Source organism: Pseudomonas sp. P7548 (genome assembly GCF_013386585.1).
Taxonomy (GTDB): Bacteria; Pseudomonadota; Gammaproteobacteria; order Pseudomonadales; family Pseudomonadaceae; genus Aquipseudomonas.
The window spans coordinates 1-19787 of sequence record NZ_JACARO010000063.1; the positions used below are offsets into that span (position 1 = coordinate 1).

Annotated in this window: 18 protein-coding genes; 16 read left to right on the forward strand and 2 right to left on the reverse strand. The window is 59.8% G+C overall.

Features of this window, described 5'->3' with window-relative positions; translation table 11 throughout:
* Positions 1–130 precede the first annotated feature (130 nt).
* Both HX803_RS23210 and HX803_RS23215 read right to left on the reverse strand, forming a co-directional pair.
* Positions 131–1351 (reverse strand): CaiB/BaiF CoA-transferase family protein, encoded by a 1221-nt coding sequence (locus tag HX803_RS23210; protein WP_178923869.1) that lies wholly within the window; start codon positions 1349–1351, stop codon positions 131–133.
* Between the two features lie 13 nt (positions 1352–1364).
* The gene (locus HX803_RS23215; RefSeq protein ID WP_003187423.1) at positions 1365–2546 is read right to left on the reverse strand and encodes an acyl-CoA dehydrogenase; all 1182 of its coding nucleotides are present in this window, start codon (positions 2544–2546) and stop codon (positions 1365–1367) included.
* Between the two features lie 156 nt (positions 2547–2702).
* Here HX803_RS23215 and HX803_RS23220 point away from each other — a divergent pair, with 156 nt between their 5' ends.
* From HX803_RS23220 to HX803_RS23295, 16 genes are all read left to right on the forward strand, one after another.
* Positions 2703–3602 (forward strand): LysR family transcriptional regulator, encoded by a 900-nt coding sequence (locus tag HX803_RS23220; protein WP_178923871.1) that lies wholly within the window; start codon positions 2703–2705, stop codon positions 3600–3602.
* A 452-nt stretch (positions 3603–4054) separates the two neighbouring features.
* On the forward strand, positions 4055–5176 hold the full coding sequence (locus tag HX803_RS23225; RefSeq protein ID WP_178923873.1) for a Re/Si-specific NAD(P)(+) transhydrogenase subunit alpha: 1122 nt from the start codon (positions 4055–4057) through the stop codon (positions 5174–5176).
* A 15-nt stretch (positions 5177–5191) separates the two neighbouring features.
* Complete coding sequence (locus HX803_RS23230; protein ID WP_003220416.1) at positions 5192–5512, forward strand: NAD(P) transhydrogenase subunit alpha; 321 nt, start codon at positions 5192–5194, stop codon at positions 5510–5512.
* Complete coding sequence (locus tag HX803_RS23235; protein ID WP_123716752.1) at positions 5512–6948, forward strand: NAD(P)(+) transhydrogenase (Re/Si-specific) subunit beta; 1437 nt, start codon at positions 5512–5514, stop codon at positions 6946–6948. Before HX803_RS23230 ends, HX803_RS23235 begins: the two co-directional genes overlap by 1 nt.
* Positions 6949–7127: 179 nt before the next feature.
* The gene (locus HX803_RS23240) at positions 7128–8621 is read left to right on the forward strand and encodes an acetyl-CoA hydrolase/transferase family protein (RefSeq protein ID WP_178923875.1); all 1494 of its coding nucleotides are present in this window, start codon (positions 7128–7130) and stop codon (positions 8619–8621) included.
* Between the two features lie 318 nt (positions 8622–8939).
* Positions 8940–9155, forward strand: a complete 216-nt coding sequence (locus HX803_RS23245) for a DUF1127 domain-containing protein (protein WP_010168694.1) — start codon at positions 8940–8942, stop codon at positions 9153–9155.
* Between the two features lie 263 nt (positions 9156–9418).
* Positions 9419–9604, forward strand: a complete 186-nt coding sequence (locus HX803_RS23250) for a DUF1127 domain-containing protein (RefSeq protein ID WP_176994664.1) — start codon at positions 9419–9421, stop codon at positions 9602–9604.
* Between the two features lie 158 nt (positions 9605–9762).
* Positions 9763–10083 carry a DUF2388 domain-containing protein gene (locus HX803_RS23255; protein ID WP_178923876.1) on the forward strand — a complete coding sequence of 107 codons (321 nt, stop codon included), beginning with the start codon at positions 9763–9765 and terminating at the stop codon, positions 10081–10083.
* Between the two features lie 106 nt (positions 10084–10189).
* On the forward strand, positions 10190–10498 hold the full coding sequence (locus HX803_RS23260; protein WP_176994662.1) for a DUF2388 domain-containing protein: 309 nt from the start codon (positions 10190–10192) through the stop codon (positions 10496–10498).
* 39 nt (positions 10499–10537) lie between these two features.
* A complete protein-coding gene (locus HX803_RS23265; RefSeq protein ID WP_178923878.1) occupies positions 10538–10858 on the forward strand; it encodes a DUF2388 domain-containing protein in 321 nt (106 codons plus the stop codon).
* Positions 10855–12816, forward strand: coding sequence for a DUF4105 domain-containing protein (locus HX803_RS23270; RefSeq protein WP_178923880.1), 1962 nt, complete (start codon positions 10855–10857; stop codon positions 12814–12816). Before HX803_RS23265 ends, HX803_RS23270 begins: the two co-directional genes overlap by 4 nt.
* Positions 12817–13193: 377 nt before the next feature.
* On the forward strand, positions 13194–14501 hold the full coding sequence (locus tag HX803_RS23275) for a CitMHS family transporter (protein ID WP_178923882.1): 1308 nt from the start codon (positions 13194–13196) through the stop codon (positions 14499–14501).
* Positions 14502–14566: 65 nt separating this feature from the next.
* Positions 14567–15334, forward strand: a complete 768-nt coding sequence (locus HX803_RS23280; RefSeq protein ID WP_176994658.1) for a TerC family protein — start codon at positions 14567–14569, stop codon at positions 15332–15334.
* Positions 15335–15546: 212 nt separating this feature from the next.
* Positions 15547–17205, forward strand: a complete 1659-nt coding sequence (locus HX803_RS23285; RefSeq protein WP_178923884.1) for a Na/Pi cotransporter family protein — start codon at positions 15547–15549, stop codon at positions 17203–17205.
* Between the two features lie 58 nt (positions 17206–17263).
* Complete coding sequence (locus HX803_RS23290) at positions 17264–18646, forward strand: pitrilysin family protein (protein ID WP_178923886.1); 1383 nt, start codon at positions 17264–17266, stop codon at positions 18644–18646.
* A gap of 69 nt (positions 18647–18715) precedes the next feature.
* Positions 18716–19747: a DUF5924 family protein gene (locus HX803_RS23295; protein ID WP_178923888.1), complete on the forward strand. Its 1032-nt coding sequence runs from the start codon at positions 18716–18718 to the stop codon at positions 19745–19747.
* Positions 19748–19787: the final 40 nt, after the last annotated feature.

The window sequence follows — 19787 nt, forward strand, 5'->3', positions numbered from 1 at the left end:
AAGTGGGGCGAATTATAGGCTTCCAGAATCTGCCGTCAACCCTTAATTTGTCTTCTCTATCAATTAGTTAGAATTGATTAAAAAGCAACCAATAAACAGCCCAGAAACCTCTATATATAGAAGGAAACACTCAGATCACACCCAACGCTCTCAAATCGACCACGTTGGCAGCCCCCAACCCCAACACGTCCTGCAACACCTGAGCCGTATGCTCACCCAATAAGGGAGGAGCGCTGCGATACTCAACAGGCGTCTTGGACAAACGAATCGGGCTGGCAACCTGCGGCACCACGCCAGCCAAAGCATGTGGCAGCTCCAGTGCAAGTCCGCGCGCCTTTACCTGCGGATCAGCAAACACCTGCGCCAGATCATTGATAGGCCCGCATGGCACACCCACTCGCTCCAGCTGTGCCACCCACTCCGCTGTCGTCTTGAACACGGTGGCCTGGCGAATCAGCGGAATCAGCTCTGCGCGATTAGCCACCCGCACCTTATTAGTAGAGAAGCGCGGGTCATCCGCCCACTGCGGCTGCCCGACCACCTCAGCAAACTTACGGAACTGACCATCGTTGCCCACCGTAAGGATGAAGTCGCCGTCAGCCGTGGGAAAATCCTGATAAGGCACAATATTCGGATGAGCATTACCCAGACGTTTCGGAGGCACTCCTGTCGTCAGGTAATTCATCGCCTGGTTAGCCAAACATGCGACCTGCACGTCCAGCAATGCCATATCGATGTGCTGCCCGCCACCGTCATGATCTCGATGAGCCAGGGCCGCCAAGATCGCCACCGTCGAGTAGAGCCCGGTGAGAATATCGGTCAACGCCACCCCGACCTTCACCGGCCCCGCGCCCTCATCACCCTCAGGGCGGCCGGTCAGGCTCATGAGACCGCCCAAACCCTGGATCATGAAGTCATAACCCGCACGCGTGGCGTATGGTCCGGTTTGACCAAACCCCGTGATCGAGCAATAGATCAGCTCCGGGTTGATCTCCTTCAGCGACTCATAGTCCAACCCGTACGCCGCAAGACCACCCACCTTGAAGTTCTCGATCAGGATGTCGGACTTGGCAGCCAGGTCTCGCACCAGCTTTTGCCCCTCCGGTCGCGTGAAGTCGATGGTGACTGACTCCTTATTGCGGTTGGCCGACAGGTAATACGCCGCCTCGCTGGTGTTTTCACCATAGGCATCTTTGAGGAAAGGCGGCCCCCACGCCCGCGTATCATCCCCATTACCCGGTCGCTCGACCTTGATCACCTCAGCCCCAAGGTCCGCAAGAATCTGCCCGGCCCAGGGGCCCGCCAGTACTCGCGACAAATCCAGTACCCGCAGATGCGAAAGCGCGCCCATGGTCGTGCTCCTATTAATAGAACGCTTGAAGACCGGTTTGCGCGCGCCCAAGGATCAAGGCGTGCACGTCATGGGTGCCTTCGTAGGTATTGACCACCTCAAGGTTGACCAAGTGACGCGCCACACCAAACTCATCCGAAATCCCGTTTCCGCCCAACATGTCCCGCGCCATGCGTGCAATGTCCAGGGACTTGCCGCACGAGTTGCGCTTCATGATCGACGTGATCTCCACTGCCGCCGTCCCTTCGTCCTTCATGCGCCCCAGGCGCAGGCAACCTTGCAGCGCCAGGGTAATCTCGGTCTGCATATCAGCCAGCTTCTTCTGGATCAGTTGGGTCGCTGCCAACGGGCGACCGAACTGCTGACGATCAAGGGTGTACTGGCGGGCGGTATGCCAGCAGAACTCAGCGGCTCCCAACGCGCCCCAGGAAATGCCGTAACGTGCGGAGTTGAGACAGGTAAACGGCCCCTTCAAACCCCGTACATCCGGGAAGATGTTCTCTTCCGGCACAAAGACGTTGTCCATTACGATCTCGCCGGTAATCGAAGCACGCAGGCCAACCTTACCGTGGATCGCCGGAGCGCTCAGCCCCTTCCAACCTTTCTCCAGGACAAATCCACGGATGTCACCCGCATCATCCTTGCCCCACACCACAAACACATCGGCGATTGGGCTATTGGTGATCCACATCTTGGCGCCCGTCAGGCTGTAGCCGCCATCCACCTTGCGCGCCCGGGTAATCATCGCGCCCGGATCGGAGCCGTGATTAGGCTCGGTCAGGCCGAAACAACCGATCCACTCGCCGGAAGCCAGCTTCGGCAGGTACTTCTGCTTCTGCGCCTCAGTGCCAAACTCATTGATAGGCACCATCACCAGTGACGACTGCACACTCATCATCGAGCGATAACCGGAGTCGACACGCTCGACCTCACGGGCAATCAACCCATAGCTGACGTAGTTCAAACCACTGCCGCCGTATTGCTCGGGAATCATCGCGCCCAGCAAGCCGGTCTCGCCCATCTCGCGAAAGATGGCAGGGTCGGTCTTTTCATGGCGAAAAGCTTCGAGCACACGGGGCGCCAGCTTGTCCTGGGCGAATTGCTCAGCACTGTCGCGCACCATGCGCTCTTCTTCGGTGAGCTGTTGATCCAGCAGCAGTGGATCGATCCAGTTGAAGCTTGCCTTGCCAGCCATGAATAAGTCCTCGCGGAAAAATCAGAAGTCGTGGATGCAGACTAGGCCGGGCAAACGCAGAGGGCAAACGAGGTTTCCGCATAGGGTTGTGCTAATTTCTCACTTCGAAAGCGCCATAGACGACGTATATGCGATTTATAAGTGAGGACAAGTTACATGCGCAGAAAGATCCCCAGCACCACTGCCCTGGTCAGCTTTGAAGCGGCAGCCCGCCACGAGAGCTTTACCAAGGCCGCGCACGAGCTTTCCATCACTCAAGGCGCTATCTGCCGACAAATCGCGAGTCTCGAAGAGTTTTTGAGTGTCGAGCTATTTCGGCGCTCGCGACGCGGGGTAAAACTCACGGAGGCGGGGTTGTCGTACAGCCGCCGCGTCGCCATGCAGCTGGACGCAGTAGAACGTGACACCCTGTCGGTCATGGGGCAACAGGGCGCCAATGTCATCGAGCTCGCGGTGGTACCCACCTTCGGCACCCAATGGCTGATCCCCCGCCTGAAGGATTTTCAACACAAACACCCGGAAGTCACGGTCAACCTCACTAACCGTACCCGCCCATTCCTGTTTGCAGACACCGAGTTCGACGCTGCGATCTACTTTGGTGATGCCGACTGGTCGGGTACCGAATCGCATCGACTGATGGGCGAGAACCCCGTTCCCGTCTGCAGCCCTCGCTTATTGGGCACACGTACCCACTTCAGCGCCCAGGAAATTGCCGAACTGCCGCTACTGCAGCAGACCACGCGGCCTTACGCCTGGCGCCAATGGTTCAACGCGCAACATCTGAACATTCCTCGCGACATGACAGGCCCTCGTTACGAGCTATTCTCGATGTTGTCTCAGGCAGCCATGCATGACATGGGCATCGCGCTGATCCCGCCGTTCTTGATTCAGCGCGAACTCGACGAGCACCAATTGGTGATCGCCAACCCCGAAACGCTGAGCAGCGCGAAGGCGTACTACCTGATGATTCCCGACAGAAAAGTCGAATCGGCGTCATTACACGCTTTCAGGGACTGGTTGGTTGATCAATCCCAACGCTATAGCCCCAGCATTTAAAGGACAAAGCCCGCTTATTGACCCTGTAGTCAAATAAAATCAAGACCTACAGATATACGTATATGTCGCGTTTAAGCAGACTGTACTTATCTGTTCGAATTAAGGCTAAGAGCCATGATTTTCAAGGCGTGTAGCGACTACGGCAAGCCAATGCACGACCATTCACACCAACGATGAAGAAACACCCAATATTCGGCTACAGTCCTTTAAACACATGTATTTAAAGAGGTTATTTCATCGCATTGCGACAATCAGTCACAGGGTGACTTGTAGTTAATTTTTCGTCACCCGTCATAATCCCTTGAAGGCCGTAAAGTTCGCCTGCAAAATGCCGCGCCCCGCTGTCATTTCAGCGGGATCGTGCTGATCGGCCGCCCCAGATGCGCCACTCACGGTGCACTGGCCTTTTTACAAAAAGATCAAAAGCAAAAAGATCATGCAGGAGATTTGACGTGCACATTGGTGTTCCTCTCGAAACCCAGACCGGTGAAACGCGGGTGGCTGCCACCCCGGAAACCATCAAGAAGCTGATCGGCCAGGGCCATAAGGTCACTGTTCAAAGCGGAGCCGGCGTTAAAGCCAGTGTCGTCGACAGTGCCTACGAAACGGCAGGCGCAACCATTGGCAGTGCCAGCGATGCGTTTGACGCAGACCTGATTCTCAAGGTGGTGGCCCCCAGCGACAGCGAGCTTGCGCTGATCAAAAGCGGCACCGTACTGGTGGGCATGCTCAACCCGTTCAGCAACGAAACCATCGCCAAGCTGGCCGAACGCGGCATAACCGCTTTTGCCCTCGAAGCCGCGCCACGTACCTCGCGCGCCCAGAGCCTCGACGTGCTGTCCTCCCAGGCCAACATCGCTGGCTACAAGGCCGTGCTGCTCGCCGCTCATCACTACCCACGCTTTATGCCGATGCTGATGACGGCCGCCGGCACCGTAAAGGCTGCACGCGTGCTGATCCTCGGCGCCGGCGTCGCGGGTCTGCAGGCGATTGCGACAGCGAAACGCCTGGGTGCTGTGATCGAAGCGTCTGACGTACGCCCGGCCGTGAAGGAACAGATCGAATCCCTCGGCGCCAAGTTTGTCGACGTGCCCTACGAGACCGATGAAGAGCGTGAATGCGCCGTCGGCGTCGGCGGTTATGCCCGCCCGATGCCCACCAGCTGGATGCAGCGCCAGGCCCTGGCCGTGCACGAGCGCGCCAAGCAGGCCGATATCGTGATCACCACCGCACTGATCCCGGGCCGCAAGGCACCGACCCTGCTCAGCGCCGACACCGTCGCGCAGATGAAGCCCGGCTCGGTGGTCATTGACCTTGCCGCCGCCCAAGGCGGCAACTGCCCGTTGACCGTCGCCGATCAGGTGGTGGTGGAGAACGACGTGATCATCTGCGGCCCGACCAACCTCGCCGGCGCTGTCGCCGCCGACGCCTCGGCCTTGTATGCACGCAACCTGCTGGACTTCCTGAAGCTGGTCTTCAACAAGGAAGGGCAGTTTGAGCTCAACCTCGAAGACGACATCGTCGCCGCGTGCCTGATGTGCCGCGACGGCCAAGTCATCCGCAAAAACGCCTAAGCAGGGATTCAGACGATGGAAGAGCTTATCTCCCCCGGTATCTACAACCTGATCATCTTTGTGCTGGCGATTTATGTCGGTTACCACGTGGTCTGGAACGTGACACCCGCGCTGCACACGCCCTTGATGGCCGTGACCAACGCCATTTCCGCAATCGTGATCGTCGGCGCCATGCTGGCTGCGGCCCTCACCGTGACCCCACTGGGCAAGACCATGGGCACCCTGGCCGTGGCGCTCGCAGCGGTAAACGTGTTCGGTGGCTTCCTGGTCACTCGCAGGATGCTTGAGATGTTCAAGAAGAAAGCCCCGAAAGCAAAAGAAGAGGCGCCGAAGTAATGAGCATGAATCTCGTAACGACGCTCTACCTGATCGCGTCGATCTGCTTCATTCAGGCTCTCAAAGGCCTGTCGCACCCAACAACTTCGCGGCGCGGCAACCTGTTCGGCATGCTCGGCATGGCGCTGGCGGTGCTCACCACCGTAGGCCTCATCTATAAGCTGGGCGCTGAGCTGGCAACTGCCGGCATCGGCTATGTGATTGTCGGCCTGTTGATCGGCGGCACCGCCGGTTCGATCATGGCCAAGCGCGTAGAAATGACCAAGATGCCGGAGCTGGTCGCGTTCATGCACAGCATGATCGGCCTGGCGGCAGTGTTCATTGCGATTGCCGCAGTGGTCGAGCCGCAATCCCTGGGCATCGTCAAACATTTAGGCGACTCGATCCCTGCTGGTAATCGCCTGGAACTGTTCCTCGGTGCAGCCATCGGTGCCATCACCTTCTCCGGTTCGGTGATCGCGTTCGGCAAGCTGTCGGGCAAGTACAAGTTCCGCCTGTTCCAGGGCGCACCGGTACAGTTCGGCGGCCAGCACAAACTGAACCTGGTGCTCGGCCTGGCTACCCTGGGCCTAGGCCTGGCGTTCATGTTCACCGGTAACCTCACCGCCTTCGCCCTGATGCTGGCCCTGGCCTTCGTGCTCGGCGTGCTGATCATCATCCCAATCGGCGGCGCCGACATGCCGGTGGTGGTGTCGATGCTCAACAGCTACTCCGGCTGGGCGGCGGCAGGTATCGGCTTCTCGCTGAACAACTCGATGCTGATCATCGCCGGCTCTTTGGTGGGCTCCAGCGGCGCGATCCTCTCGTACATCATGTGCAAGGCGATGAACCGTTCCTTCTTTAATGTATTGCTCGGCGGTTTCGGCAATACCTCGGATGCCGCTGCGGCAACCGGCTCTAAAGAAGCACGCCCGGTGAAATCCGGCTCGGCCGATGATGCAACCTTCCTGCTGACCAACGCCGACACCGTGATCATCGTGCCGGGCTACGGCCTGGCGGTCGCCCGGGCGCAGCATGCGCTCAAGGAACTGACCGAGAAGCTGACCCACCACGGCGTCACCGTGAAGTACGCGATCCACCCGGTGGCCGGCCGTATGCCCGGGCACATGAACGTCTTGCTCGCCGAGGCCGAAGTGCCTTACGACCAGGTGTTCGAAATGGAAGACATCAACTCCGAGTTCGGCCAGGCCGACGTGGTGCTGGTGCTCGGCGCGAACGACGTGGTCAACCCGGCCGCCAAGAACGATCCGAACTCGCCGATCGCCGGCATGCCGATTCTCGAAGCCTTCAAGGCCAAGACCATCATCGTCAACAAACGCTCGATGGCCAGCGGTTATGCCGGCCTGGATAACGAGTTGTTCTACCTGGACAAGACCATGATGGTCTTCGGCGATGCCAAGAAAGTCATCGAAGACATGGTCAAGGCCGTCGAGTAACACTGCTTCAGCGCAATACTCGAAACCCCGGCCTCTTGTAGGCTGGGGTTTTTTATTGCCGCATGAAACCCGACCAAAGGCTCTAAATCGCTGCCCGGCATTCGACCATGGTAGCGGGCCGAATTTTTTTGAAATCACTAAACTGCGCACCTTGCTTCCGTAGCCTGAGATAACAATCCATGTACCGTGATCGTATCCGCTTGCCTTCGTTGTTGAACAAGGTCATGAGCGCGGCAGACGCCGCCGCACTGATCGAGGACGGCATGACTGTCGGCATGAGCGGCTTCACCCGCGCCGGTGAAGCCAAGGCCGTCCCCCACGCCCTGGCCGAACGCGCCAAGACTTCCCCGCTGAAAATCACCTTGATGACCGGCGCCAGCCTGGGCAATGACCTGGACAAGCAACTGACCGAGGCCGGCGTGCTGTCCCGCCGCATGCCGTTCCAGGTCGACAGCACCCTGCGCCGCGCCATCAATGCCGGCGAGGTGATGTTTATTGACCAGCACTTGTCGGAAACCGTCGAGCAATTGCGCAACAACCAGCTCAAGCTGCCGGACATTGCCGTGATCGAAGCCGTTGCGATCACCGAACAGGGGCACATCGTGCCGACGACATCGGTGGGTAACTCGGCCAGCTTCGCGATTTTCGCCAAGCAGGTGATCGTCGAGATCAACCTGGCGCACAACCCGAACCTGGAAGGGCTGCACGACATCTATATCCCGACCTACCGGCCAACCCGCACGCCCATTCCGCTGGTGAAGGTCGATGACCGCATCGGCAGCACGGCCATTCCCATCCCGCCGGAAAAGATTGTCGCCATCGTGGTCACCAACCAGGCGGATTCCGCCTCCACCGTGACACCGCCCGACAGCGACACCCAAGGCATTGCCAACCACCTGATCAACTTCCTCAAGCAGGAAGTGGACGCCGGGCGCATGACCAACAAGCTCGGCCCGCTGCAGGCCGGCATCGGCAACATCGCCAACGCAGTGATGTGCGGCCTGATCGAGTCGCCGTTCGAAGACCTGACGATGTATTCGGAAGTGTTGCAGGATTCGACGTTCGACCTGATCGATGCCGGCAAACTGAGCTTCGCCTCGGGCAGTTCGATCACCCTGTCAGAACGACGCAATGCCGACGTGTTCGGCAACCTGGAGCGCTACAAAGACAAACTGGTGCTGCGCCCACAGGAAATTTCCAACCACCCGGAAGTGGTGCGCCGCCTGGGTATCATCGGGATCAACACCGCGCTGGAGTTCGATATCTACGGCAACGTCAACTCCACCCACGTCTGCGGCACGCGGATGATGAACGGCATTGGCGGCTCCGGGGACTTCGCGCGCAACGCTCACTTGGCGATCTTCGTCACCAAATCGATCGCCAAGGGTGGCGCGATTTCCAGCGTGGTGCCGATGGTCAGCCATGTGGACCACACCGAGCATGATGTGGACATCCTCGTGACCGAAGTCGGCCTGGCCGACCTGCGTGGCCTCGCGCCCCGCGAACGCGCCCGGGTGATCATCGACAACTGTGTGCACCCGGCATATCGCGATGCGCTGAACACTTACTTCGACGCAGCCTGTGCCATCGGCGGGCATACGCCACACATCCTGCGCGAAGCACTGAGTTGGCACATCAACCTGGAAGAAACCGGGCATATGCTCAAGGCTTGATTGATACAGATCCGGGCTGATGCAACGGCAGTTTCATCAGCTCGGCTGTACTTCTTATCAAACTGAAAAAAACTGTACTGCTGTACCGGTCATTTCCTACCGAAATATCCCACATACTCCGTCGAAAACTCCTATTTCGCACTGTTTCAGTGCGGACAGGTACAGTTGCCCCATTTCCGAACAGTACAGCACCTATAAACAGTTAACTGGCCCCTCACAATACAGGTGAACTGTATCTAGAGAGTCTTGCGCCGGAAGAGGATCATTGGCATCAGTTAAACCACTACCTAATCCCGCCACAAGCGGAAGGATGTCATCATGGAACGTACACTCAGTTCCGATCTGTTCTTCGAAGAAAAAGCTGTAAACACCCAGGCCTCCCTGCCTTTGCGCGTTATCGCCAACCTGATGTTGTGGCAGCGCCGCATCTCCAGCCGCCACCAACTGGCTCGTCTGGATTCGCGTCTGCTGGCTGACGCCGGTATCAGCGAAGCTCAACGCTACGAAGAGCTGAGCAAGCCGTTCTGGCGCTAATGTAGCGCCCGCTGGCCCTGACCCACCGGGTCCACCGCCAGCACCCTGATTTATCAAAGCAAAGCCCGCCCCGGGAAACCGGAGGCGGGCTTTGTTGTTTCCGGGGTTTGGGTTTTGAGGATAAAAACAGAAGGTCAACTTCACGACAGGTACAGTTTAAAAAACATAACAATTAAGCAGTACAATTTAGGTCGGGTGTATCTGTACCGGTAAACCCGCGCCGCCCAACATGGTGTTCCAAGACCTCATGGAAGGCCTCACTCATGACCACCCAAACCCCACGCTATAAACAGTTGATCGCAGGTATAGCCCGTGCACTGGCCAGATGGGCGCGACAGGCCCACGAACGCCGCCAACTGGCGCAACTTGATCCACGCGAACTGTCTGACGCCGGTATCAGCGCCGGCGACCGAATGGCCGAACTGTCTAAACCCTTTTGGCGTGACTAACGGGTCGAGAGGCTTTTCGAACAGATAAGCGGCGGCTTAAGATCCCGTTACCACGTGGCGAACCTTGTAGAACGGGCGTCTGATGCTCAACAGCAACAACACCCGTTTCACAGTGGCCGTTCTGCGCCACCTTATTTGTTCATCTACAGGAGTTTTCCATGTCCCGTTTTCGCCTGCTGAGTGCTGCTGCCTTGTTGGCCGTGGCTGCCAATGCCAATGCCACCAGCCTCATCGTGACCACCGACGCAATCGTCGGCGCACTCAAAGCCACGTCGGACGCCAGTTCCGATGCCACGTCGTCCTTGCGTGACAACAAGGTTGTGCGAGCTGCCCGTGACGACGCAGCCAGCTTTGTCGCCAGCGACGGCGCCATCCGTGGCGTCAAGCTGGAAAGCGCTCTGGTACAGATCCGCCAACAAGCCCCGCAACTGAATGCCGCAACAGACGCACAACTGGCCCAGGCCATCCTGGCGATCTGACTTCAGCTCGGCGTAAGGGAGCGCCAGCCGCTCCCGCATGCCTCAACGCTGGCTCTCGCCCGGGCATTGCGCTAGCCTTGGCGCTCGCTTCCAGTTGTCGAGTCCCATGGCTTTTTCATACCGCCTGTTGATCGTTCCTGTTCTGTTTTCCGTCGTCTGGTCGCCATTGGCTTCGGCCTTCGACGTGACCACCCAGAGCACCGTCATAAGTGTGTACGCCACCAGCAAGGTGACTTCCGCGCCCTTTGACAAGAAATTGGTATTGGCCGCCCAGGATGATGCTGCCGCGTTTGTAGCCACTGACGGCCAATGGCGGGGCGCTCGCCTGGAATCCGCACTGGATTACCTGCGCCGCACCCAGCCAAAACTTAACGCCAGCGACCTTGAACTGGCGCAAGCAATTCTCGTCCAATAATCATCTTTGTATTTCCGTCTTTGTAATTGGAGTTATTCCATGCGTAGCCCGCTGATCGCCGCCGCTCTCGGCCTGCTGTTGTTGGCCGATGTTGCCCACGCGCAAACCTTGAAGGCCACCAGTAACATCATCGTCCGTGCGTCGGCCCGTACCATTGACTTCACCTCGGACACCACCACGTCCATCCGCGACTCGAAAATCGTGCGTGAAGCCCACGATGACGCCGCGAGCTTCGTCGCCACCAACGGCGAGATCCGTGGCGCACAACTGGAAGCTGCTTTCGACACCATTCGTACGCGCATGCCGGAAACGCGCGACGCCAGCGACCAGAGCCTCGCCGAAGCCATCCTCGCACTGTGAGGCGCCTCAACGCCTGGCTACTGGCCATGGCTGTGCTGCTCAGTGCAAGCGCAGCCCAGGCCAGCCTGCAACTGCGACTCAAGTCCGACGGCTTGAGCCCGGCCCAGCAGCAGGCCAGCCAGGCGTTGCTCGATGAAGCGATGCGCTCTCTGCCGCCGCGCTTCATCGAACAACTGGACCGCACCATCGAGGTCGGCTGGACCGACAAGATGCCCGAGAACGCCTACGGCCAGGCCTCCCTGGTTTCCGAACTGGATCTCAACCAGAACCTGCTCGCCAGCCTGACCGACGGCAGCGCCGCAACCCAGAAGACCAACCGCCCCCACGGCACCGTGCGCCGCGAAATGCTCGCCACTGTGCTGCATGAGCTGACTCACATTTATGACCGTGCGCGCCTGTGGTCCAAAGAAGACCGCGCGCTCATCAACCGTTGCAGTCGCCAGAACAACATCACCGGCTTGATCGGCCTGCCCGACCAGTGCCGTGGCCAGAATGACCGCCGCTTTACCCTCAGCGATGACCCGCGCCTGCTGGACCTCGCCGGCTGGCCGCAATACGTCGGCCGGCGTGGCGAGCGCGAACAGCACAACCACCAGGTAGCGCGCAGCCCGGACATCTACGAAACCACCAGCCCGCTGGAGTTCGTCGCGGTCAACATGGAGTACTTCCTCCTCGACCCGAGCTACGCCTGCCGCCGCCCGGCGCTGTTTCGCTATTACAAGGAACACTTCGGCTGGGCACCGCCCGAGCAAGACACTTGCGCCAAGACCTACGCCTTCCTGAACGCAGGCAATGATTTTGCCAAGACGCCGCTGGGCCAGATCGACCCGGAGCGCGTCTACGAAATTGACTACCTGCTGGCCGAAGCCAACGAGAACCTGGTCAGCCGCTGGGGCCACAGCATGTTACGCCTGGTGATCTGTGCACCCGGCCGTCCACGTGGTCCGGACTGCCGGCTGGACCTGGACCAACATCTGGTCCTGTCCTACCGCGCGTTCGTCGGTGACGTACAGCTGTCGAGCTGGGATGGCCTGGTGGGCAAGTACCCGTCACGGTTGTTCGTGCTGCCCCTGGCCCAGGTGATCGATGAATACACCAAGACCGAGCTGCGCGGCCTGGCCTCGGTGCCGCTCAAACTCACGCGCCAGGAAATCAACGACACCGTCGAGCACGCCGCCGAGATGCACTGGAGCTACGACGGCAACTACTTCTTCATCTCCAACAACTGTGCGGTAGAGAGCCTGAAACTGTTGCGCAGCGGCAGCGCCAACCCACAACTCACCGGGCTGGACAACATCACCCCCAACGGTTTGCTGGAAGTCCTCAGCGCCCGCGGCCTGGCCGACACCAGCGTCCTCAAGGACAAGCGCGAAGCGCTGCGCCTGGGTTATCACTTTGATTCATTCCGCGAACGCTACCAGGCGATGTTTGACGTCCTGCGCAAACACCTGCCGATAAAGCAGACTCAGGTCGAAGATTGGCTGTCACTCAGCGCAGAAGAACGCCGCCAGTGGTTTGGCCAGGCCGATCTGCGCACCAGTGCCGCCCTGTTGTTGCTGGAGCAGGCCAGCTACCGCAAACAACTGATGCTGGCCCAGGATGAGGTCAAGCAACGCTACCTTGGCGCCCGCGAGCTGAAAAACGGCGGCATGGAAAAAGCCAACAACACCTTGCAACAAATCCTCGCCAACAGCGGCTTCCTCAGCCGCCCGGCTGAACTACTGGGCAGTGGCGGCTACGGCCTGCCGCAACCGTCGGAGTCCAAGCGCCTCGAATCGGAAAGCGCCCAACGTCAAAAGCAGCTGCAAACGCTGACCGGCGATCTGGATAAAGAGGTGAGGGTGTTGCTGGAACCTTCCCGCGCCGCCGAGATTGCCGCCTGCGAAGCCAACCTCAAGCAGGTCGGCGAGCACTTGCGCGCCTTGCACAAGGCCGCCGGCGGCCTCGAGCTGCCCTGATAATTCCCTGCAAACACAATCCGAATGTGGGAGCTGGCTTGCCTGCGATGGCGCCGGCACATTCAACATCTTTGTTGCCTGGCCCACCGCTATCGCAGGCAAGCCAGCTCCCACATTGAATCTCCACATACCTGAAGAATGTGCCTTTCCCCTTCGTCACCTGTTTTTCCAGCGAAAGCTGGCTGAAAGCTTACCCGTCTAGGATCGCCCCCACTGTCGGCAACAGACCGGCTGTTAACAACAACAATGGTGATTCCCGATGTCCGCTCGTACCCGCCTGTTCGCCCCCACTCCACCCGTACGCCTCGTGCCTTTCGATCTGCGCTGACCCCACTCGGTTCGCCATTCCCTAGCCGCGCTACGCCTGGAGTATTCCTATGCTGACTTTCCTTGGCTTTGCCATGGTCATCACGTTCATGTTCCTGATCATGACCAAGCGCCTGTCTGCGCTGATCGCCTTGATCATCGTGCCGATCCTGTTCGCGCTGTTCGGCGGCTTCGCGCCCGAGATCGGCCCGATGATGCTGGCCGGTATCACCAAGCTTGCGCCGACCGGCGTGATGCTGATGTTCGCCATTCTCTACTTTGCCCTGATGATCGACTCCGGCCTGTTCGACCCGGCTGTGCGCAAGATCCTCAAGATGGTCAAGGGCGACCCGCTGAAAGTCTCGGTCGGCACCGCCGTGCTGGCGCTGGTCGTGTCCCTGGACGGTGACGGCGCCACCACCTACATGATCTGCGTCGCCGCCATGTTGCCGCTGTACCAGCGCATCGGCATGAGCCCGCGGATCATGGCCGGCCTGATCATCCTTGCCGGTGGCGTGATGAACATGACCCCTTGGGGTGGCCCGACCGCCCGTGCCGCCAGTGCGCTGCATGTGGACCCGTCGGACATCTTCGTGCCGATGATCCCGGCCATGGCCGTCGGTGTGGTCGCGATCCTGGTGATCGCCTACCTGTACGGCGTGCGCGAGCGTGCACGCCTGGGTGAACTGCACCTGGCGGGCGATGAAATCGATCACAGTGAAATCAGTGTGTCGCAGTACCCTGACGCCCGTCGTCCGAAGCGGATCTGGTTCAATGGCGCGCTGACCTTCGCCCTGATGTGCACGCTGATCGCCGGCCTGCTGCCGCTGCCGGTGCTGTTCATGGTGGCGTTCAGTATCGCGATGATCGTCAACTACCCATGCCTGCAAATGCAGAAAGACCGCATCGCCGCCCACTCCGGCAGCGTATTGGCAGTGACCGGCCTGATCTTCGCGGCCGGTATCTTCACCGGTATCCTGTCGGGCACCGGTATGGTCGACGCCATGTCCAAGAGCCTGCTGGCGGTCATTCCTGACGCACTGGGCCCGTACCTGGCGGTGATCACCGCCCTGGTGAGCATGCCGTTTACCTTCTTCATGTCCAACGACGCGTTCTACTATGGCGTGCTGCCGGTACTCGCCGAGGCCGCCAGCCACTACGGCATCACCGCCGTCGAAATGGCGCGGGCGTCCATCGTTGGCCAGCCGGTGCACTTGCTCAGCCCACTGGTGCCATCGACTTACCTGCTGGTGGCCCTGGCCGGTATCGAATTTGGCGATCACCAACGCTTCACCCTGAAGTGGGCAGTGCTGGTGTGCCTGTGCATAATGTTCGCCGCTTTGCTGATGGGGATTTTCCCGCTGTTCAGTACTCTATAATCGTATCAACCCAACCGCGCGGCGCTGCAGCTTGCGCGGTTTAACACTTGCTCAAAGGAATACACATGGAATGGCTGACCAATCCGGAAATCTGGATTGCCTTCTTCACCTTGACGGCCCTCGAGATCGTCCTGGGTATCGATAACATCATCATGATTTCGATCCTGGTCAGCCGCATGCCCAAGCATATGCAGGCACGCACCCGGATCTTCGGCCTGGCCCTGGCCATGGTCACGCGCATCCTGTTGCTGCTGTCGATCACCTGGGTGATGCAACTGACCGCCGACCTGTTCGTGGTGTTCGGCCAGGGCATTTCCGGTCGCGACCTGATCCTGTTCTTCGGTGGCCTGTTCCTGCTGTGGAAAAGCTCCCAGGAGATGTACCACGCCCTGGAAGGTGAAGACGAAACCCACGACGAGCCCAAGGGCGCCGGTGGCAAGTTCATCTACACCATCATCCAGATCGCCATCATCGACATCGTGTTCTCCCTGGACTCGGTCATCACCGCCGTCGGCATGGTCTCCCATGTGCCGGTCATGGTCGCGGCGATTGTCGTGGCGGTATTGGTGATGATGCTGGCCGCCGGCACCATCAGCGCATTCATCGACAAGCACCCGTCGCTGAAGATGCTCGCGCTGTCGTTCCTGCTGGTGGTGGGTACGGTGCTGATCGCCGAATCCTTCGATGTGCACGTGCCTAAAGGCTACGTCTACTTCGCCATGGCGTTCTCGCTGGCGGTAGAAGCGGTGAACATCAAGATGCGCACCGCCATCGCGAAAAAGAAGAAACAGCAGGATCCTGTGAAACTGCGCAAGGACATTCCGGGTCAATAAACCCGAGCCAGACAAAAAAGGGGCCTATGCAGGCCCCTTTTTTCATTTCGCACTCAGCTGATTTCATGACAGTTTTGTTTCAATCCCCACTTTAGCTATGCGATGCTGGCGCAGAGCCCATTCGCCAACTACAGCTTAACTACAAGACGTAGAACGGCACGCGGCAAACTTCCTTCGCTCTTTTTGGAGCGTACCCACACGGGGGGCCGAGCATGCTGACCTTGCTCAATCTGCTTTCCGCCGTGACCCTGCTTATCTGGGGCACGCACATCGTCCGTACCGGCATCTTGCGGGTCTACGGTTCCAACTTGCGCCAAGTCATCGGGCAGAACATGTCCAAGCGCTGGCTGGCGTTTGTCGCCGGTATCCTGGTGACGGCCATGGTGCAGAGCAGCAACGCCACGGCCATGCTGGTGACTTCATTTGTCGGCCAGGGCCTGATGAGCCTCACGCCGGCCCTGGCAACCATGCTCGGCGCCGACGTCGGTACGGCCTTGATGGCGCGGGTACTGACCTTCGACTTGTCGTGGCTGTCACCGCTGCTGATTTTCCTTGGGGTGATTTTCTTCCTGTCCCGCAAGCAGACGCGGGCAGGGCAGATGGGCCGGGTCGGGATCGGCCTGGGCCTGATCATTCTGGCACTGCAATTGATCGTCGAGGCAGCCGGGCCGATTACCCATGCCCAAGGCGTCAAAGTCATCTTCGCCTCGCTGACCGGCGATATCTTGCTCGACGCCCTGGTGGGCGCATTGTTTGCGATGATTTCCTACTCCAGCCTGGCCGCCGTCCTGCTCACAGCCACCTTGGCCGGCGCCGGCGTAATCGGCCTGCATGTGGCCATCGGCCTGGTGATCGGCGCCAACATCGGCAGCGGTGTGCTGGCCTTTCTCAGCACCAGCATGCAGAACTCGGCCGGTCGCCAGGTCGCCCTGGGCAGTCTGCTGTACAAACTGATCGGCTTGCTGCTGATCATCCCGGTACTCGACCCGCTGGTACGCTGGATGGACGGCCTGGACTACAGCGCCCAGGGTATGGTCATTACCTTCCACGTGCTCTACAACGTCAGCCGCTGCCTGATCCTGCTCCCGTCCATCGGCCCGATGGCCCGCCTGTGCGCCTGGCTGCTGCCGGAACAGCAGGAAACCAACGGCAAAGCCAAGCCTCGTCACCTGGACCTGGCGTCGCTCAACACGCCGAGCCTGGCCCTGGCCAACGCCGCCCGCGAAACCCTGCGCCTGGGTGACCTGATCGACAACATGCTCACCGCGATGCAGGAAGTGCTGCGCGGCAAACAAACCGCCATCACCCAGGAAATGCGCAGCCTCAGCGACGACGTCGAAGCCCTGTACAGTGCGATCAAGCTCTACCTGGCGCAGATGCCCCGCGAGGACCTCAGTGAACAGGACAACCGCCGCTGGGCCGAAATCATCGAGCTGTCGATCAACCTGAAACTGGCCGGCGACCTGATCGAACGCATGCTGCGCAAGGTGCAGCAGCAGAAGACCTCCCAACGCCGCCAGTTCTCTGAAGTCGGCCTGGAAGAGCTCACTGGCCTGCACAGCCAGTTGATTGCCAACCTGCGCCTGGGGCTGTCGGTGTTTCTCAGCGCCGATCCCGAAAGCGCCCGCCAACTGCTGCGCGAGAAGCGTCGCTTCCGCGCCCAGGAGCGCCGCCTGGCCCATGCCCACGTCAGCCGCCTGCAACGCAAGATCGTGCAGAGCCTGGAAACCAGCTCGCTGCACCTGGAGCTGATTGCCGACATGAAGCGCCTCAATTCACTGTTTTGCAGCAGCGCCTATGTAGTCTTGGAAACGTCCGACACCGGTGCACTCTCCGCCGAAGATATTGCCGACATCACCCATTCCCCCTGAACGTAAGACGGCGAGTGAAGTCAGTTAACAATGGACCTCACTCGCCAGGAAGCTTGTTATGCGTCGCCTGCTATTCGCCTGCCTGCTCATGGGCTCTGCACATGTCTTTGCCTTTGACCGCCTGCAAGTCGAAGGCTACACCTTGCCCAACGGTCTGCAATTGCTGCTCAAACCCGGCACCGAGCGGGGCCATGTGGCCATCCGCCTGGTGGTAGGGGTCGGCCTGGATGACTTCAGCTGCGACGAAAAAGAGCTGCCACACCTGCTCGAACACTTGCTGTTCAGCGGCATCGACGGCGGCGGCGAGGGCGACCTTGAAGACCGCATGCAAGCCCTGGGCGGCGAATGGAACGCCTACACCAGCAATGCCGACACCACCTTCGTGATCGAAGCCCCCGCGCAAAATCAGCGCAAGGTGCTCGACCTGTTGCTGGCCATCCTCACCCGCACCCAACTGACCGACGCCAACATCAACGCCGCCAAACAAGTGGTCGAACGCGAAGACGGCGGCCACTACTCGCACCTGCAACGCCTGCTTGACCGCCAGGACCTGGGCCACACCGCCAGCAACCAATTGGCCATCGAACTGGGGCTCAAATGCGCCGAACGTGCCGAGGTCAATCACCTCACCCGCGACCAGCTGGAGGCGCTGCGCAAGAACTGGTACGCCCCCAACAATATGACCCTCATCATCGTCGGCGACCTCGACAAATTGCTGCCGGCCTACCTGGAACGCACCTACGGCCAGCTCGAACCCGTCGAGCCGAGCGAACATCGACCACTGCCAGAGATCCAGCACGCCGCCGCCAGCCACCGCGAACTGGTGCACGGTTGGATCGGTGACAGTGCCAAACTGCACTGGCTGTTCCCCGAGCCGGTGCTGGATGATCAGCACGATGAAACCTACGACCTGCTCAAGGACTACCTCGACTGGGCGCTCTACCGTCAACTGCGCCTCAAGCATGGTTTGTCCTACGGCCCGTGGAGCGAGCGCGAGGTGCTCGGCGGTGTCGGCTTCCTGAGCCTGAACGCCGACCTCGAACGCGACAACCTGCCCGAAGCCGAACAGGTACTGCAGGACCTCAAGGCCCAACTGCTCAAGGACGGCCTCGACCCGGCAACCTTTACCCGCCTGCAGCAAGCCGCCATTGCACGCCAGTCGTGGGCGGTGCAAGGCAACAGCGCGTTGGCCGACTATTACTGGAGTGCCTCCGGTGACTACGCCAACGGCCATTTCAGCGATCCGGTAAAGCGCATCAAGGCCGTGAGTCTGAAGCAAACCAACGAGGCCATGCGTCAGGTGTTCAACCAGTCGGGCTATTGGCGCATCGAAAAACCCTTGTTCAGCTACGACCTGCTCAGCTGGATAGGTGCCGGCGTGCTTGGACTGATCGCACTTGTGTTGATCGGCCTGCGGTTTTATCGCAAACGGATTGCGTAATGCAGCACCGTACTCACGGCTAAGACGTTATTCTGTGTGGGTTTTTTCCTATACGAATTGTGAATTCCCATGCCAAGCCTGCCCCCCCTCATCCAGCGCATCCTCGAACTGATCAAGCGCTACCCGGGGGTGATCGCACTCGGCGGCTTTATCTCGGGGGTGTGCAGCTTCATCCTGGTGGACCGTCAGCAAGGCATGGCCAGCTGGATCGCGGTCATCATGCTGGTGAGCTGGTTGTGGCTGATGCTGGAAAACAGCTTTACCCAACTGTTCACTCGGGTCTTCAAGCGGGAAATCCCCGAACCCCTGCTGCGCTACGCCACCCAGATGATCCACCAGGAAAGTCTGTTTTTTGTGTTGCCGTTCTTTTTCGTCACCACCACCTGGAACAGCGGCCAATCGATTTTCACCGGCCTGCTGGGCGCGGCGGCGCTGGTCTCGATTACTGACCCGCTGTACTACAAATGGCTGGCGCCCAAGCGTTCGCTGTTCCTGGCGCTGCACACCCTGACCCTGTTCGCGGCGCTGCTCACCGCGCTGCCGATCATCCTGCACCTGACCACCGCCGAAAGTTACAAGCTCGCCCTCGGCGTCGCCATGCTGCTGTCGATCCCCAGCCTGGCCGTGAGCCTGCCACTGCGCAGCGTCAAGGGCTGGGCAATGTTGCTGGGAGTCACGGCGGCGATTGGCTGTGCCGGCTGGTTCCTGCGCAGTTGGGTGCCACCGGCCACCCTATGGATGACCGAAGTGGCCATCAGCACCCAGCTGCAAGACCGCACCCCGGGCGATGACCTCAAGGAAGTCACGGCTGCCCAGCTACGCAGCGGCGGGCTGTACGCCTACACCGCGATCAATGCCCCGCGCGGGCTGGATGAGCGGATCTACCACGTGTGGAAATTCAACGGCAAAGAAGTCGACCGCATCGCGCTGGATATCCATGGCGGGCGCAAGGAGGGTTACCGCGCCTGGACCCACAAGCAGAACTTCCCGGCCGATTCAGTAGGCCGCTGGCAAGTGCGGGTGTTGACCGAGGACGGCCAGGTGATTGGTGTGCTGCGTTTCAAAGTCACTGACCCAGCACAAACGGACAACCCAAAGTAGGCTGTATCGTGCTATTACGTAGGAATTGTGGATAGCCAAA

Bases quoted from the DNA above. Each gene is read 5' to 3' on its own strand.
- HX803_RS23250 (WP_176994664.1), top strand. From the start codon at position 9,419: ATGACCACCCAAACCCCACGCTATAAACAGTTGATCGCAGGTATAGCC.
- HX803_RS23235 (WP_123716752.1), top strand. From the start codon at position 5,512: ATGAGCATGAATCTCGTAACGACGCTCTACCTGATCGCGTCGATCTGC.
- HX803_RS23220 (WP_178923871.1), top strand. From the start codon at position 2,703: ATGCGCAGAAAGATCCCCAGCACCACTGCCCTGGTCAGCTTTGAAGCG.
- HX803_RS23215 (WP_003187423.1), bottom strand. From the start codon at position 2,546: ATGGCTGGCAAGGCAAGCTTCAACTGGATCGATCCACTGCTGCTGGAT.
- HX803_RS23265 (WP_178923878.1), top strand. From the start codon at position 10,538: ATGCGTAGCCCGCTGATCGCCGCCGCTCTCGGCCTGCTGTTGTTGGCC.
- HX803_RS23275 (WP_178923882.1), top strand. From the start codon at position 13,194: ATGCTGACTTTCCTTGGCTTTGCCATGGTCATCACGTTCATGTTCCTG.
- HX803_RS23290 (WP_178923886.1), top strand. From the start codon at position 17,264: ATGCGTCGCCTGCTATTCGCCTGCCTGCTCATGGGCTCTGCACATGTC.
- HX803_RS23245 (WP_010168694.1), top strand. From the start codon at position 8,940: ATGGAACGTACACTCAGTTCCGATCTGTTCTTCGAAGAAAAAGCTGTA.
- HX803_RS23260 (WP_176994662.1), top strand. From the start codon at position 10,190: ATGGCTTTTTCATACCGCCTGTTGATCGTTCCTGTTCTGTTTTCCGTC.
- HX803_RS23280 (WP_176994658.1), top strand. From the start codon at position 14,567: ATGGAATGGCTGACCAATCCGGAAATCTGGATTGCCTTCTTCACCTTG.
- HX803_RS23230 (WP_003220416.1), top strand. From the start codon at position 5,192: ATGGAAGAGCTTATCTCCCCCGGTATCTACAACCTGATCATCTTTGTG.
- HX803_RS23295 (WP_178923888.1), top strand. From the start codon at position 18,716: ATGCCAAGCCTGCCCCCCCTCATCCAGCGCATCCTCGAACTGATCAAG.
- HX803_RS23240 (WP_178923875.1), top strand. From the start codon at position 7,128: ATGTACCGTGATCGTATCCGCTTGCCTTCGTTGTTGAACAAGGTCATG.
- HX803_RS23285 (WP_178923884.1), top strand. From the start codon at position 15,547: ATGCTGACCTTGCTCAATCTGCTTTCCGCCGTGACCCTGCTTATCTGG.
- HX803_RS23210 (WP_178923869.1), bottom strand. From the start codon at position 1,351: ATGGGCGCGCTTTCGCATCTGCGGGTACTGGATTTGTCGCGAGTACTG.
- HX803_RS23255 (WP_178923876.1), top strand. From the start codon at position 9,763: ATGTCCCGTTTTCGCCTGCTGAGTGCTGCTGCCTTGTTGGCCGTGGCT.